Raw genomic sequence first — 11,629 nt, 5'->3', positions numbered from 1 at the left:
CCGCGGGGGGGGCGGGCGCCCGGCCGGCGCGGCGGGGGCGGGGCGCAGCGCGCGCGCGCGGGGCGCCCGCCGCGCCCCCCCCCCCCCGCCGCCCCCACCTCCTGTTCCACCGTCACGCGGGGGCCGGTGCGACCCCGCGCGTCACAGCGCGAGGCGGCTGCCCGCCTCGGGAACGACCAGCAGCCCGGCCCCGCCCGCCTGCGCGAACGACGCGGTGACGGCGTCCTGGCCCTGCGTGAAGTGCTCCCAGCCGTCCTGGTGCACCGCGAGCACCTTGCGGGCGCCCAGCAGGTCCGCCGTCGCGGCCGCCTGGTCGGCGGTCATCGAGAGCAGCGTCGGGCCGAACGGGGCGAGCTGGGCGGCGCCCACGTGCAGCACCGCCAGGTCGACGCCGTTCCCGCCGAGGCGCTCGGCGAGCTCGCGCACCGGGTCGAGGGAGACGTTGTCACCACTGACGTACACCGTGGGCAGGCCCTCGCCCGTCAGCAGGAACCCGGTGACGGAGCCCAGCATCCCCTCGGTGCCGGCCGGGCCGTGCTGCGCCGGGACGGCGGTGACGACGAGCCGGCCGCCGTCCGGGCGCTCCAGGACGTGCTCGGCCCACGGCGCCAGCCCCGTACCGCCGACGCGCTCGGCGGACTGCTCCGTGGTGAGGACCAGCGGGACCTCCTTGAGGAAGGCACGCCCGGCCCCGTCGAGGTTGTCGGGGTGCTGGTCGTGCGACAGCAGGACGGCCGCGACCCCGCCGAGCTCGTCGAGGGAGAGCGCCGGGTCCGCGAGCTTGCGCAGGGCCACCGGGCCCATCTCGTAGGACGAGCCGGCGATGTCGAAGGTCGGGTCCGTCACGAACCGCAGCCCGCCCAGGTCGATGACCACGGTGGGACCGCCCACCCGGGTGACGGCGAACTCTGCGGCGGTGTTCTGTGAACTCATGGAACTGCTCCTCGGAAGTCGAAGGGGTGGGGAGTGTGGGGAAAAGGGAAGGGGCCCGGCCGGTCAGGCCGGAGGCACGACCACCAGGCCCCCGGTGAATCCGCGCGGCAGCCGCAGCGGATGCCAGACATGACCGACGTCCTGGTCCGGAGCGCGGCCCAGGGCGCGGACCCCGGTGCCGAGGGCCTTCACGTACGCCTCCCGCCTGGTCCAGATGTCGAGCCAGAGCAGGTCCCCGGTCCCGTCCGCGGCGGCGCCCAGGCGGGCGCGTTCGGCGGGGGAGAACAGCCGCTGGGCCAGCGCCCCGGCCCCGGGCACCGTACGGACCGCCTCGATGTCGACACCGATCCGGGTACGGGGCGCGAGCCCGGTACCCATGGCGACGGCGACGAGGCCCGCGGCGTGCGCGATGCTCACGTCCACGCCCGGCGCGCCGGCCACCCACGGGCGGCCTGCGCGGTCGGCGGCGAGTCGTACGCGGGCGGGCGGGCGGCCGAGCGCCCGGCCCAGCGCGCTGCGCAGCAGGAACCGGGCGAGGACGAACTCGGCCCGGCCGAGCGGATCGGAGACGGCGTCGTACCTCAGGCGCTCCTGCGGCGGCAGCACGGCGGCCGCCAGCTCGGCCACGGCGCGGGCCGACAGGCCGCGCCCGTCGGCCCACCAGGCGCGCACCAGGCCGGGGCCCGCGGGCACCCGCGCCGCCGACGCGGCCGGAGCGGCCGACGCGGCCGGGGCCCCCGACGCGGCCGGCGCGGCCGGGACCGGCGGCCCCGGACGCGCCGACGCCGGCTCACCGGGATCCGGCCCGAGATCCGGCGCCGTCTCCGATCCGTCCCGGGTCACGGCCGGCCGACCGCCAGGACCCGGTCGGCCAGCTGTTCCTCGGTCAGGCCGAGGTGCGTGGTGAGCGCGCTGATCCAGCGCTCCAGGCCGAACGCCACGCAACCGGTGAACGCGGGCTCGCCGTCCGCGGTGCGGATGTCGCAGCGCTCGCCGAAGAAGTTGCGGTGGAAGTTGAGCGAACCGATGGCCAGGGACCCGTCGAAGACGAACTCCTCCTTCACCGGGAAGAGCTGGGCCATCAGCGCGCGTCCCGCGCTCGCGTCGAAGAACGGGTCGGTGGCGGCCTGGATCTCGACCGGCAGGCCGAGCCCGGTCAGGTAGCCCGACACCTTCTTGCGGAACACCTGGAGGTGCTCGAGGACCTCGTCCTTCTCGCCGACGCAGACGATCTCGCGCATGCTGAAGCCCAGCAGCCGGCGCAGGCCGTCGTAGTGGGTCTCGCGGCGGAAGCACGTGGCGACGGTGGTCACCGTGTGCGGACCGTCCGTCAGCGTGCGGCCCGCCAGGTCGAGGTAGACGTTGTAGCAGGCCGCCGAAGGCAGCGCGTAGGCCGCCTCGGTGAGGTGGGCGGCCGGCAGGACCGGCTGGCGCGGTCCGCCCGTGGCGTACTCGGGCGCGGCCTCCTCCGTGAGGGCCGCGCCCAGGATCGCCAGGTGCGGGAAGTTCTGGAAGTAGTCGAGCCGGTGCAGGTCCTCGACCCGCATCAGGGGCGGGTACTGGACCGGGTCGGCGCCGGCCTCGACGCCCCACTGGGTGAACACCCCGTCGAGCGCGGCCCGCAGCTTCAGCGCTCCCGGTCCCAGCGTGGCGAGGCCGCCGCGGGTCGCGGGGCCGCGCGCCGCTTCAGGAGCCGGACTGGTCGGACTCATGGAAGAACCTCTTTCGAATGGCGTTGATCGTGCGGAAATCCGAAGGTGTGACGTTCTCCATCAAGATCTCCTCGCCCGTCTGCTCCTCCAGCACGTAGAGGAAGTTGACGAATCCGAGCGAGTCGAGGATGCGGTTCTCGACCAGGTCGAGCTCCGGGTCGATCGAGGTGAGATCCGGACGCTTGCCCAGCAGGTAATGGACCACCGCGTCGAAACCGGTCGGCGCCGGCCGCGTGGTCGGCTGTGCGGCCTGCTGCGTCGTCTGCTCCGCGACCCCGCTCATGAGCGCGGCAGAACGTCGTCGGTGAAGATGCCCTCGTTCACCAGGAAGCTCATGGAACGTTTCAGCATCTTGCGCTCCAGCTCGTGGAAGGCCGGGTCGGCCAGGATCTCCGTCCGCACCTGGTACGGGTTCGGGATGCCCGCGTCCCTGAACGCCGCCGGGTTCACCAGTCCGTCCACCGACTTGCGCAGGTAGCGCTTGAGGTACAGCTCGAGCTCGGCCAGCTCTTCCGTGCCGAGCTTCTGCCGCAGCTGACGGTGGAGGTGCGAGACGATCTGCCGCCCGAAGGCGACGTGCCGGGACTCGTCCTGGTGGTGGATCGCGTTGATCTTGCGGATGGTGGGGTGCAGCCGCTCGTCGTCGCCCATCCGCTTGTTGAAGAAGTCGACGACCTCTTCGAAGAGGAGGAGCCGCGCGAAGACGAGGAAGTGGGCGGACTCGCCCTCGGACTTCATCTCGAGCTGGACGCCCTTGTCCGGGTAGACCTTGCCGCCGTACAGCAGGCAGAAGCGGGCGAAGAACCACATGTGGGCGTTCTCCTCGCCGATCATGTGGTGGAAGTACTCGGAGGAGAGGGCGAAGTCCTTCGTGTGGATCCGCGCGATGATCTCGGTGATCAGCTCACGGATGCCGTCGACGTTCAGGCTGTAGAAGTTGACGCTCTCCCACTTGCTGATCGCCCACTTCTGCTCCTCGGTGAACGACTCCGCCACCTTGGTCCCGTGGATGGAGAGCAGCTCCGGGGTCATCCAGTACGCGTTCTCCGGCAGGGTCTCCGGCCAGTCGAACATCGTGTAGGGGTCGTAGTGGTCCCGCTCGGACATGGCGACGAGCCGGTCGAGTATGGACTGCAGCTGCTCGTCGGCTTGCAGGACGGGCACGGGCGCGGTCATGGATCTGCTTCCTCTCTTAGCTGTCGGAGCCGTTGCCGGCACCGACGCCCTCGCGCGGAGCGGGCTGCTCCGCCGAGAGCTGGATGTTGGTCCGGTGGCGCGGATGGGCGAACAGGCCGTCACGGCGGTAGCCGTTCACCGGTTCGTCCGCGTGGTGTTCCGTGGGCAGCAGGCGGTTCAGCAACGAGCCGGTGAACGCCTGCGCGATCGCCGGGTGCGGGGACTCGGCGTGGTGGTCGGCCAGGATGACGAAGGCGGGGTCGACGTTCTTGACCAGGCCGTCCTCGTCCACGACCTCCAGCCACGAGTGGGCGAGGTCGAGCATGCCCATGATCCAGCCGCGCCGGGTGCGGGCCTCGAAGCCGGCCTCCCGGCACCGCTCGGCGAGCTCCAGGCACACCGAGATGCAGGGGGCGTAGCCCTGGGACAGGACCTCGTCCTTGCGCCACTGGAGTTCCTCGGGCATGCGCCCCCAGCGGAACCGGTCGGGCCCGAAGGAGGTGACGATCTCGCGCAGCCGCTCCGAACGGATCTCGCGCCGTTCGCCCGAGGTCACCAGCACCCCGGAGACCTCGAGTCCGGACGCGGCGCGCGCCGTGACGTCCTTCTCGCCGAGTGCGGCGCCCGGCCCGATCGACAGAGACTCGGTCCAGCCGCCGCTCAGTTCGGGGTGGGGCGTGGCCAGGTTCCAGTCCATCCGGCCCGGGCCGGCGTCCGCGTGGGCCGCCGGCGGCGAGAGGGCGACGGAGTAGTCCCAGCGCAGGGGACGGAACAGGGACTGCGGGTCGGCGTGCATCCAGCGCAGCGCGTAGCGCATCGTCTTCTCGGGGACGGAGTTCCCGGAGCCGGAGTAGAGCGCGAGGTTGACCAGGTCGAAGCGGTCGAAGCGCTCGGCCCCCGGTGCCCCTTCGTGCGGCAGGCCGTTGCGCAGGAGCTCGTCGAGGACGTCCGGCCCGCACTGGAGCATCTCGAGGGCGGCGTCCCGCGCCACCCATGCGTCGCGCAGCTCCGGCGGGATCACCAGGAGGTCCCGGAGGGAGTCCAGCCAGCCGTCCAGGCCCCGCGGCTCGGCCGGCCGGATCCACGGCTTGGGTGCGAAGTTCATCCGTTGCTCCCGGTGGACGTCGGGTTCGTGGGGGCGAACAGGGCGCGCAGTGCGGCCTTGTCGGGCTTTCCGTACGAGGCCGTGGGCAGGTCCCGGGCGAACTCGATCCGTACGGGCACGTGCGCCGCGCCGAGGGCGCCGCGCACCGAGGCGCGCAGTTCCTCCACGACGTCGGACGGGCCGTCGCCGGAGCCGTCCGGCCCGGTCTGCCCGGTCTGCCCGTCCGGCCCGTCCGGGGCGGCGGTGCAGACGGCGATCAGGGCCTCGCCCGTCCGCGCGTCGGGCACGCCGAAGACGGCGGCGCGCCCGACGGCCGGGTGGGCCGCCAGCACGTTCTCGACGGCCTGCGGATAGCAGTTGGTCCCGTCGACGATGACGAGGTCCTTCTCCCGGCCGGTCAGGTACAGGTAGCCGTCGTCGTCGAGCAGCCCCAGGTCGCCGGTGCTCAGCCAGCCGTCCCGCAGCACCCCTTCGGTCAGGTCGGGCCGCCGCCAGTAGCCCGCCATGACGGTGGGGCCCGAGACCTCGACCGCGCCTTCGGTACGGGGCCCCAGCGCGCGGCCGTCCGGACCGGTGACCCGGAGGGACACGCCGGGCACCGCGCGCCCCACGGAGCCGAACAGCTCGGGCCGGGAGGCGGCGGCCGCGGCGTGGTCCTCGGGACCCAGGCTGGTGATCGCGATGGCCTCGGTCAGGGCGTAGCTCTGCCGCAGCCGGGGGCCGAGGACACGGACCGCCTGTGCGAGGCGGTCCGGGGTCACGGGCGCGCTGCCGTAGCTGACGGCCGCGAGCCCGGAGAGGTCGGTGGCGGCCAGGCCGGGGTGGTCCAGGAGCCGCTGGAGGAACGGCGGGTAGAGGTACGTGGTGACGGGGCGCCCCTCGGCGGAGGCCTCGGCGATCCGCCGCAGCAGCAGATCGGCGTCGAACGCGTCGAACAGCTCGACGCTCACGTGGTGGCGCAGCAGACCGCAGGCGATGGCGCCCGCCGCGTGCGCCATCGGGGTCATGGCCAGGAAGCGCAGCCCCGGCGGGGGAGCGGCGCCCGCCCAGGCACCGGCGGCCGCGGTCAGCGCGCCGAAGGTGTACACCACTCCCTTGGGCAGCCCGGTGGTGCCGCCCGTGTACAGCACCCGGGCGATGTCGCCCTCCCGGGCCGCCACGGGGAGGGGCTCGTCCGACCGGCGGGCGGCCTCGGCGAGGAGGTCCGTCACGTCCGGGTCCGGGCCGGGGCCGAGGCCGAAGAGGAGCTTCACCCCGGCCGCCCGCGCGAGGGCGATCATGCGGTGCGCCGGCAGGATCGGCCCGGCGCAGGCGAGGACCACGGCGGCGGGGGCCGCGTCGCGCAGGACGTGGTCGGCGACCTGCTCGCCGCCGGCCGCGTACACCGGGGTGTAGCTGAGGCCGAGGAGGTGGGCGGCCAGGCCCACGGCCGACATCTCGAGGGGGTTGGCGGCCAGCAGGACGAGCCGGTCGCCGCGGCCCAGGCCGTTGTCCCGCAGGACCCGGGCCGTCCGGTAGGCCAGTGAGAGCAGCTCCGCGAAGCTCATGCTCCGCTCGCCGTGGATCAGCGCGGTCAGCTCGCCCCGGGCGGTGAACTGCTCGACGGCACTGGTGACGTACGCGGCGGGTGCGCCGGCGTCGGGGATGGTCACGGGGTCTCCCTCCCAGGGGCCGCGTCGGTGCCGGAGGTGCCAGAGGCGCCGGAGGCGCCAGAGGACGCGGCGCCCGTGGCTGCCGTAGTCGCCGCGGGGGCCGACGTGCTCGACTGGAAGCGGCATGCGGCGCCTCCGGTGCGCAGGCACTCGACGCGGTGGTCGTCGACCTCGGTCTTCAGCCCCTCGAACCAGCCCGCCCGCATCTGCGGGCACGGGCAGTCGTAGCCCTCCAGCGTTCCGGCGCGCGCCAGCATCTCCAGGGCGAAGTTGCGGGTCACGGCCGTCTCGAAGGACTCCTCGCCAGTGACCTTGTTGGCGGCCTCCACGCTGTCCCCGGTCATCAGCTCGGAGATGCCGGTGAGCGCGGTGGCGAGGTCGGCGGCGCAGAGCCCCGGCCCCAGCCCCTTGTCCCGTGCGTACGCGGAGGCGATCCGGCGGGTGACGAACTGCATCGCCTCCGCGTTGATCTCGTTGGCCGCGTCCTGGCCGAACCGGCGCGCGACCCCCTGGTACCAGCGGGCGTCGTGCAGCCACCAGAACTGGCGCAGCAGGTCGGCGGTGGGCCCGTCGGCGTCGGCCGGCCCCGGGGCCCGGGATGCGGAACTGGTCACGGTGTCCTCGTCCTTCGGATGGAGGGGTGCTGGGGCGGAGGGGATGGTGGGGGCGTAGGCGGTGGAGGGGGCGGAGGGGGTGGACGTCCCGGTGGGAGCCGCGGGCCGGTGGGCTCAGATCGCTCCCGGGGCCCGGCCGAGCACGAGGCTCACGTTGTGGCCGCCGAAGGCGAAGGAGTTGGACAGCGCCGCCTCGGGCGTCGCGGCGCGGGGCGCGCCGCGGACGTGGTCGAGCGCGCACTCGGGGTCCGGCCGGTCGAGGTTGGCCGTCGCCGGGAGGCTGCCGTGGTGCAGGGCGAGGACGGTCGCCGCCGCCTCCACCGCGCCCGCCGCGCCCAGGAGATGGCCGATGGCGCCCTTGACCGAGCTGACCGGCGGCCCGTCGTCGCCGAAGACCGAGCGCAGGGCCCGCGCCTCGGCGAGGTCGCCGACCTTGGTGCCGGTGCCGTGGGCGTTGACGTAGCCGATGTCCCGGGGGGACAGGCCCGCGTTGGCCAGGGCGAGGCGCATGGCGTCGGCCGCGCCCGAACCGTCGGGCCGGGGCGAGGTCGGGTGGTGGGCGTCGCTGGTCGCGCCCCACCCGAGCACCCGGCCGTACGCGCCCGCCGAGCGGGCGCGGGCGTGGGCCGCCCGCTCCAGGACGAGGACCCCGGCGCCCTCGGCGAGTACGAACCCGCCGCGGTCCAGGTCGAAGGGGCGGCTGGCCGCGGCCGGATCGCCCTCCCCGGCCCGCGCCAGCGCCCTGGCGTTGCCGAAGGACGTGGCCACGGAGGGGGCGAGGGCCGTGTCCGTGCCCCCGCAGATCACGACGTCGGCGGTACCTTCGCGGATCAGCCGCAGCCCCTCGGCCACCGACATCGCGCCCGCCGCGCAGGCGGTCGCGAGGGAGCTGCTGAGTCCGCGGACGCCGTGCCGGATGGCGATGCGGGCCGCCGCCATGTTGGGCAGCATGCCGGGAAGCAGGTACGGGCTGACCGCGGCCCGGCCGCGGGCGGAGCGGGCGACGGCCTGCTCCTCGTACGTCGCGAGGCCGCCGGCGCCCGTGGACACCACGACGGCCACGCGGTCCGGGGCCACGTCCCGGCCGACGGTCAGCCCGCTGTCGCCGAGCGCCTCGTCCGCGGCGGCCAGGGCCATCAGGACGAACCGGTCCACCGACCGTGCCTCGGCGCGCGGCAGGAAGTCCAGGGCCGAGATGCCCGGGGCGACGCCGGCCACGTCGGCGCCGGTCGCGGCCCACTCGGGCCCTTCCAGGCGGCGCAGTCCGGAGCGCCCGGACGCCAGCCCGTCGACGAAGGCGGGCACGCCGAGCCCCAGCGGGGTGACCAGCCCGATCCCGGTGACCCAGACGTCGTACTGCTCGCGCAGGCCGCTCCTCACGCGCCCTCCCCGGCGCCGGGCGCGGGCCGTACGAGCAGGGCGCGGGCGCTTCCCGGGCCGCCGTCCGGACCGACCTGCTCCACCAGCAGGACGAGCGCCTCGTCGGCGTCCGCGCCGGCGAACAGGGAGCCGGAGACGTCCAGGGCCTCGCCCAGCGCGTCGCCGGTGGCGTCGTCGGGGCTGAAGCAGATCACCGGACCGGTGAGCTCCCAGCGCTTGGCGATGTGTCCGACCACCGCGTTGGGCACGGACTGGAAGAAGAGCAGGGGCGCGGCGGACTTGCCGGCGTCCACGGCGAGCGCGGTCGCGGTGTGGGTCTCCAGGTCGCCGCCGCGGGTGGCGAGCACGATCGCGGTACGGGCGGTACGGGCGGTACGGGCGGTACGGGCGGCCCGGTGGCCCGGCTCCGGCCGTCCGTCGCCCGCTCCGGCCCCGGGCATTGCGTGGACCTGCTCCAGACAGCGGTCGGCAGCAGCCGAGGCCATGGGACTGAAGGCCGATACGACGAACCCGGCCAGCGGAGGCGGCAGTTCGCCGTCGCCCGGGCCGGGCCACGCGGCCTCGGCCAGGATCTCCACGGCTTCCGCGCGGAGGGAGGGGGAGGAGGAGAGGGGAGAGGAGGTCATGGCGCGCTCACCACCCATGCGGTGTTGGCTCCGCCGAAGGCGGCGTTCAGGCTGAGGACGTGCCGGGGGGAGACCCGGCGGGGCTCACCGAGCACGAGGTCCAGGCGGCACTCGTCGTCGGGGCCCGTGTAGCCCGCGTTGACGGGCAGTTCTCCGTGCTGGAGGACGAGCGTGCTCACGGCGAGTTCGAGCATTCCGGAGGCCTCCAGGGCGTGCCCGTGGAGCGACTTCGTGGAGCTCACCGGCGTGGTGTCGACCGCGTCGCCGAGGGCCCGGCGCAGGGCGGCGCTCTCCGCCGAGTCGTTGGCGGGCGTGCCGGTGCCGTGGGCGTTGACGTAGCCGATGTCCTCGGGCGCCAGCCCGGCCCGGTCCAGCGCGGAGCCGATGGCCCGCGCCATGCCCAGGCCCTCGGGATGCGGCCGGCACACGTGGTGGGCGTCGCCGGCCAGGCCCCAGCCGGACAGGACGGCGAGCGGCCGGGCCCCGCGGGCAGCGGCGGCGGCCGCGGACTCCAGGACCACCGCGCCGACTCCGTCGCCGAGCAGCAGCCCGCGCCGGTCGGCGCTGAAGGAACGCAGGACGCCTTCCGGGGAGAGCGCCCGTCCGGCCGAGAACAGCGCGAAGTTGTCCTCGTCGACGAGATAGCCGGCGGACACCACGATCCGGTCCTCGCGGCCGGTGCGGATCCGTACGGCGGCCTCGAAGAGCGCGGTGCTGGCGGCGACACACGCGTTGGTGTAGGTCCGCGCGGCCTCGCGCAGCCCGCAGGCGCGCGCCAGCGCGGCCGTGGTGTCCGAGATGGCGCTCTTGCCCTGGGCGGCCAGGGGCCGGCGGGCGACGGCGGGGTCGGCGTGCCGGCCGAGCAGCAGTGGTGCCTGCGCCCGCTCCGCCGGCAGCAGCCCGGCCCGGTCGCAGGCCTCGTCCACGACGCGGCGCAGTTCCTCGTCGAGGTCGGGCGCGCCCGGCAGCGCGGCGGCGATGCCCGTGCGGTAGCGGTCCGTCGCGAAGCGGTCGAGCGGGCCGAACGCCGCCCGGGAGGCCGCGAGTCCCTGCCACAGGGCCTCGGCGCCGCGCCCGAAGGCGCTGGTGACGCCGAGCCCGGTGATGACGACCTCCCGGTCCGTCCCGCTCACGACGCGCTCCCGCCCGGCGCGGGCGCGGCGGCCAGGGCGCCGCCCAGGACCGCGACGGCGCCGTCGACCGTGTCCATGGCTTCCAGGTCCTCGTCGAGGTCGAGCCGGATGCCGTACCGCTCCTCGACGACGTGCACCAGCCATGCCAGCTGGAGGGAGTCGATGCGTTCGCCGACGGCGTCGGGAGCGCACTCGTCGTGCTGGGCCAGGAGGGCGATCACCTCCTCGCGGCCGGGAGCCAGGGCCTGGTCGCTCATACCGAGCCCGCCTCGACCGGGGCCTGCGTCGAGCGCTGCTCGACCTGGGCGATGAACGCGCCGAAGGTCATGGTCTGCAGCGCCTCCACGTCCTCGTCGGAGAACGTGACCCCGAACTCCTCCTCGACCTGCATGACGAGTTCGGCGGTGGTGAGCGACTCCAGCTCCAGGCCGTCGTCGCCGATCGGGGTGTCGTCCGTGAGACCGGCGGTGTCGAGGTTCATCGTCTCGAGGGTGTTCACTACGAATGCGCGCACGGAGGTGCTCATGACGGGGCTCCTTGTATCGGTGTTCGTGCGGGTGTGCGGGTGTGCGGGTGTGCGGGTGTGCGGGTCTGCGGGGCGTCGGGCGGCGAGGACGAACGGGGTGGTGGTGGCGGTGTCGGTGGCGGCGTCCCGGGTCGAGGTGTGGCTCGCGGTTCCGGTCGGAGACCAGCGGCGCCACGCGAGGGCGCTGCTGCGACGGGCCGCGGCCGCCGTGCTGGGCGTCGGGACGGACGAGCTGGACCTGGCCCGGGAGCCGGGCGGACGGCCGTACGTGGTCTCACGGTCCGGCCGCGTGAACGTGAGCGTGAGCCACACCCGCGGTCTGACGGCGGTCGCGGTCTGCACCGGCGGCGACGTGGGCGTGGACGTGGAGCCGGTCCGCGCGTTGCCGGCGGTGGACCTCGCCCGCCGCTGGTTCGGCGAGGAGGACGCGCGCTGGATCGAGGGCCATGACGCGGCGCTGCGGGACCGCGCCCTGCTGTGGGTCTGGACGCACAAGGAGGCGCTGGGCAAGGCGCGCGGCACCGGGCTGGCCCGCGGCGGCCGGCTGGAGCCGGTGCCGCTGCCCGCCGGGGGCCTGCCGCGGGAGCCCGCCGGGCGTCCCGTGGCCCTGCGGGAGATCTTCCCGGGAGCGGGCCTCACCAGCGCTGTTCCCGAGGCCCCCGAGGGCTACGTCCTGTGCGTGGCGGGCGGCCCGGGGACCGGAGGAGTCCCGGTGTACGTGACCCGCGCGGACGGCTGAGGAGCGCTGCGCGCCGCACGGGTGGAGGGCCGG

The 11,629-nt window shown here is 74.8% G+C and carries 14 protein-coding genes; 1 reads left to right on the top strand and 13 read right to left on the bottom strand.

Features of this window, described 5'->3' with window-relative positions; genetic code table 11:
* Positions 1-141 precede the first annotated feature (141 nt).
* From ACWF9Z_RS02445 to ACWF9Z_RS02385, 13 genes are all read right to left on the bottom strand, one after another.
* Positions 142-933, bottom strand: coding sequence for an MBL fold metallo-hydrolase (locus tag ACWF9Z_RS02445; protein ID WP_453596635.1), 792 nt, complete (start codon positions 931-933; stop codon positions 142-144).
* 63 nt (positions 934-996) lie between these two features.
* Positions 997-1,626: a 4'-phosphopantetheinyl transferase family protein gene (locus ACWF9Z_RS02440; RefSeq protein ID WP_453596633.1), complete on the bottom strand. Its 630-nt coding sequence runs from the start codon at positions 1,624-1,626 to the stop codon at positions 997-999.
* 146 nt (positions 1,627-1,772) lie between these two features.
* Positions 1,773-2,645, bottom strand: coding sequence for an aminoacyl--tRNA ligase-related protein (locus ACWF9Z_RS02435; protein ID WP_453596631.1), 873 nt, complete (start codon positions 2,643-2,645; stop codon positions 1,773-1,775).
* Positions 2,620-2,928 (bottom strand): acyl carrier protein, encoded by a 309-nt coding sequence (locus tag ACWF9Z_RS02430; protein ID WP_453596629.1) that lies wholly within the window; start codon positions 2,926-2,928, stop codon positions 2,620-2,622. The genes ACWF9Z_RS02435 and ACWF9Z_RS02430 overlap by 26 nt, the downstream gene beginning before the upstream one ends.
* Positions 2,925-3,821 carry a diiron oxygenase gene (locus ACWF9Z_RS02425; RefSeq protein ID WP_453596627.1) on the bottom strand — a complete coding sequence of 299 codons (897 nt, stop codon included), beginning with the start codon at positions 3,819-3,821 and terminating at the stop codon, positions 2,925-2,927. The genes ACWF9Z_RS02430 and ACWF9Z_RS02425 overlap by 4 nt, the downstream gene beginning before the upstream one ends.
* Positions 3,822-3,837: 16 nt before the next feature.
* Positions 3,838-4,926, bottom strand: a complete 1,089-nt coding sequence (locus tag ACWF9Z_RS02420) for a hypothetical protein (protein ID WP_453596625.1) — start codon at positions 4,924-4,926, stop codon at positions 3,838-3,840.
* A complete protein-coding gene (locus ACWF9Z_RS02415) occupies positions 4,923-6,578 on the bottom strand; it encodes an AMP-binding protein (RefSeq protein ID WP_453596623.1) in 1,656 nt (551 codons plus the stop codon). The genes ACWF9Z_RS02420 and ACWF9Z_RS02415 overlap by 4 nt, the downstream gene beginning before the upstream one ends.
* The gene (locus ACWF9Z_RS02410) at positions 6,575-7,192 is read right to left on the bottom strand and encodes a hypothetical protein (protein ID WP_453596621.1); all 618 of its coding nucleotides are present in this window, start codon (positions 7,190-7,192) and stop codon (positions 6,575-6,577) included. The genes ACWF9Z_RS02415 and ACWF9Z_RS02410 overlap by 4 nt, the downstream gene beginning before the upstream one ends.
* A 114-nt stretch (positions 7,193-7,306) precedes the next feature.
* A complete protein-coding gene (locus ACWF9Z_RS02405; RefSeq protein ID WP_453596619.1) occupies positions 7,307-8,572 on the bottom strand; it encodes a beta-ketoacyl-[acyl-carrier-protein] synthase family protein in 1,266 nt (421 codons plus the stop codon).
* Complete coding sequence (locus ACWF9Z_RS02400) at positions 8,569-9,198, bottom strand: beta-ketoacyl synthase chain length factor (RefSeq protein ID WP_453596617.1); 630 nt, start codon at positions 9,196-9,198, stop codon at positions 8,569-8,571. Before ACWF9Z_RS02400 ends, ACWF9Z_RS02405 begins: the two co-directional genes overlap by 4 nt.
* The gene (locus ACWF9Z_RS02395) at positions 9,195-10,331 is read right to left on the bottom strand and encodes a beta-ketoacyl-[acyl-carrier-protein] synthase family protein (RefSeq protein WP_453596615.1); all 1,137 of its coding nucleotides are present in this window, start codon (positions 10,329-10,331) and stop codon (positions 9,195-9,197) included. Before ACWF9Z_RS02395 ends, ACWF9Z_RS02400 begins: the two co-directional genes overlap by 4 nt.
* Entirely contained in the window at positions 10,328-10,588 is a 261-nt protein-coding gene (locus ACWF9Z_RS02390) for an acyl carrier protein (RefSeq protein WP_453596614.1), read from the bottom strand. The genes ACWF9Z_RS02395 and ACWF9Z_RS02390 overlap by 4 nt, the downstream gene beginning before the upstream one ends.
* The gene (locus tag ACWF9Z_RS02385) at positions 10,585-10,857 is read right to left on the bottom strand and encodes an acyl carrier protein (protein ID WP_453596612.1); all 273 of its coding nucleotides are present in this window, start codon (positions 10,855-10,857) and stop codon (positions 10,585-10,587) included. The genes ACWF9Z_RS02390 and ACWF9Z_RS02385 overlap by 4 nt, the downstream gene beginning before the upstream one ends.
* Before the next feature lie 97 nt (positions 10,858-10,954).
* Here ACWF9Z_RS02385 and ACWF9Z_RS02380 point away from each other — a divergent pair, with 97 nt between their 5' ends.
* On the top strand, positions 10,955-11,596 hold the full coding sequence (locus ACWF9Z_RS02380; protein ID WP_453596610.1) for a 4'-phosphopantetheinyl transferase family protein: 642 nt from the start codon (positions 10,955-10,957) through the stop codon (positions 11,594-11,596).
* Positions 11,597-11,629 lie beyond the last annotated feature (33 nt).

It is taken from the genome of Streptomyces sp. NPDC054961, assembly GCF_053609145.1.
Note: the sequence above shows the minus strand (reverse complement) of the source record. Positions and strands in the feature narration are given on the sequence as shown.